Source organism: Proteus sp. CA142267 (assembly GCF_003336825.1).
In the GTDB taxonomy this organism is placed as follows: Bacteria; Pseudomonadota; Gammaproteobacteria; order Enterobacterales; family Enterobacteriaceae; genus Proteus; species Proteus terrae.
Map to the genome: position 1 here is coordinate 1 of NZ_QPMG01000021.1, position 2,646 is coordinate 2,646.

At 46.6% G+C, this 2,646-nt stretch carries 3 protein-coding genes; 2 read left to right on the forward strand and 1 reads right to left on the reverse strand.

Annotated elements, in window-relative coordinates:
• Positions 1-551: 551 nt before the first annotated feature.
• A complete protein-coding gene (locus tag C0T34_RS18035; protein WP_109850594.1) occupies positions 552-740 on the reverse strand; it encodes a Rop family plasmid primer RNA-binding protein in 189 nt (62 codons plus the stop codon).
• Positions 741-887: 147 nt separating this feature from the next.
• Between C0T34_RS18035 and C0T34_RS18040 the strand changes: the two genes are divergently transcribed.
• Together C0T34_RS18040 and C0T34_RS18045 are read left to right on the forward strand one after the other, a co-directional pair.
• Positions 888-1,199: a MobC family plasmid mobilization relaxosome protein gene (locus C0T34_RS18040; RefSeq protein WP_109850595.1), complete on the forward strand. Its 312-nt coding sequence runs from the start codon at positions 888-890 to the stop codon at positions 1,197-1,199.
• A gap of 40 nt (positions 1,200-1,239) precedes the next feature.
• Complete coding sequence (locus C0T34_RS18045; protein ID WP_239450342.1) at positions 1,240-2,601, forward strand: relaxase/mobilization nuclease domain-containing protein; 1,362 nt, start codon at positions 1,240-1,242, stop codon at positions 2,599-2,601.
• The last annotated feature ends 45 nt before the right edge of the window (positions 2,602-2,646 follow it).

Sequence of the window (2,646 nt, forward strand, 5' to 3'; positions counted from 1 at the left end):
AAAAAAAAACCGCCTCAGCAAAGGCGGTTTTCTTAAAGGTTGGTTCTTAGAGCAGCAAACTCTTTGAACCGAGGTAACAGGGTCTGAACACCGCTGAAACCAAATTCTGTCCTATCAGTTTAGCCGTAATGTCGGTGACACTTCAAGGATTTCAGCAAACAATTCTGCACTCTTGTTACCAAAGGCTATCGCCAGTGGCGTTTTTGCGTGTCTGTCAGGGTTGGATTCAAGAGAACAGTTACCTGAACAGACGTGATAGTCGGGCTAAACGGGGAGTTCGTGCAAATAGCCCAGCTTGGAGCGAACCACCTAATCAAGCGCAGTACCGGTACAGGGAAGCTGAGAGATAGCGCCCCCAAAGATGGAAAGAGCGGATTAAAACCGGCTGTAAACTTGTAAGGTGGGAACAGGAGAGCGCACGAGGGAGCCGTCAGAGGGAAACTTCTGGCATCTTTAGAGTCCTGTCGGGTTTCGCCTATCTTGACTAGAGCACCGAAAATCAGTTGATTTTTGTGAAGCTCGTCAGGAGGGCGGAGCCTATTGTAAAAGGGCTATCCCTCGCCCAGTTTTGCGCTCAGTTGCTGGCGTAGCGACTCTGCTTGTTCGTGGAGTTCTTCGCAAAGGTTAGTTTCCGCATCGAGATTATCGGAATCCAGTTCATTGAGTTTTTCCAGTAAGAGCAGGCTTTGCGCCTGTAAAAACTTAGCCATGTTTACGACGGCTTTTTCCTGCTTCGTCATATTTAAAATCCTATTATTTTCTCGCTAATTGTACAAAATCTTATCTGCTGTTAATGTTTAGGGCAAGGACACACATCGTTATCTCTTTGAGATTTCCTCGTGCCCTTGCAATGGGCTTCGCCCCTTGACCCCAAAAAGGACAACAGCATGACGACCAAACGCACAGAAACCGTGATTATTCGCCTGACACCTGACGAAAAACAATCGTTACTTCTGCGAAAAACCAAACCTCGTTTGGCTGAGTGGTTACGTGAACTGGCGTTAGGTCAGAAACCCAAGCGTCAGCCGAAAAGCGTTGATCCAGCGTTATTGTTTGAGCTTAACCGGATAGGGGTGAACCTCAACCAGATAGCCCGCCATTGCCATCAGGCTCCGGTCTCGATGGCGACGGTCGATATCGCCTTATCGTTACGGCATATTGAGGCCCAGCTTCGGGAGGTGCTCGACCGTGCTGATTAAATTCTTTGGTAACAAAGGAGGTGGCAGTCCGAAAGCCAGCATGGATTATCTGCTTCGTGAGGGTAAAGAAGACACGCAATTTCAGGTCTTACGGGGCGATCCTGACTTGTCGCAGTCTATTGCGGAGAGTTGCGAATTTAAGAATGCGTACACGGTGGGGTGTCTGTCATTTGAGGAAGAAAATATACCCGACCATCACAAAACCGCCATTATGGATAGATTTGAACAGCACGTTTTTTCGGGTTTGGAGAAAGAGCAGTACAACATCACATGGGTTGAGCATACGGATAAAAACCGGTTAGAGCTGAATTTTTACATCCCTAATGTCGAGCTGACCTCACAAAAACGCTTACAACCATACTATGACAAAGCAGATAGACCACTGATTGAGAATTTTAAGCAGGTTATTAATCATGAATACGGACTGTCCGATCCCCATTCACCAGATAAACAGCAAACGCTGATAACCCGTACGGATTTACCGACAGAAAAACAGTCAGCCCTGAAAGAAATTGATACCGGCATATCGGCATTGGTGCAGAAAGGACTGATCCGTAACCGTGATGATGTGATTGAAGCGCTGAAACAATCAGGCTTTGAGATAGCTAGAGTGACACCTAAAAACCTCTCAATCAAAACCGAGGGGCAAAATTTACGTTTAAAAGGGGCGTTCTATGAGCAGGATTTTAAATTTAGCGCAGACGTTCTCCGAGAATGCCAAACAAGACAGCGAGATTATGACGGAGAAAGTGAAACTCGCTATCGAACAGCACGAGAACGACTTGAAAGCGCAACTGGCAGACGCCAGCAGGAATTTGAGCGAAAGTATCCAAGCCGAGCAGACGAAATTGATCAGGCGTACCGTGAGCGTGTGGAAATTACCGTTCATCATTCTGGGCGTACTGGTGCTGATATTGGCAGGAGTCAGCCTGTTTCTCACGTACTGGAGCGTGAACGAATACCAGAACCTGACCGAGTGGAAACGGTCAGCCGAGATATACCAGACACAGAGCCACAATATCAAACTGACCAATTGCACCATGGACGACAAGAGCAAGCGACCGTGCGTCGCCGTCGATCCGGAATATCAGAACGAAAACTGGGGCAAGAAGAACGAAACCTACCGAATTTTAGCGAGGTGAGTCACCATGACCGAGACAGAACAACTGTTAGAGAACTCCTTGAATACCTTGTTACAACAGCAAGAGACCGTTATCAGCAATTTATCTCAGCGTGTCGGGGAACTCGAGATACAGAACAGTCAGTTAGCCATGCAATACAGAGAAATCAGTCAACAGTTAACGACTTTAATCGGACTGCTGAACAGGTATCAGAACGACTGAAATACCAGATACAGCAACAGGATCAAAAGCGAAATCGAGGTCTTAATATTGAATTTTAGTGTTTAACTATGTAGTGATTTGGCACTAACTATGTAGTCATTTAG

Excerpts from the sequence above, each read along its gene's own strand:
- C0T34_RS18035 (WP_109850594.1), bottom strand. The coding sequence starts at position 740 with ATGACGAAGCAGGAAAAAGCCGTCGTAAACATGGCTAAGTTTTTACAG.
- C0T34_RS18040 (WP_109850595.1), top strand. The coding sequence starts at position 888 with ATGACGACCAAACGCACAGAAACCGTGATTATTCGCCTGACACCTGAC.
- C0T34_RS18045 (WP_239450342.1), top strand. The coding sequence starts at position 1,240 with ATGGATTATCTGCTTCGTGAGGGTAAAGAAGACACGCAATTTCAGGTC.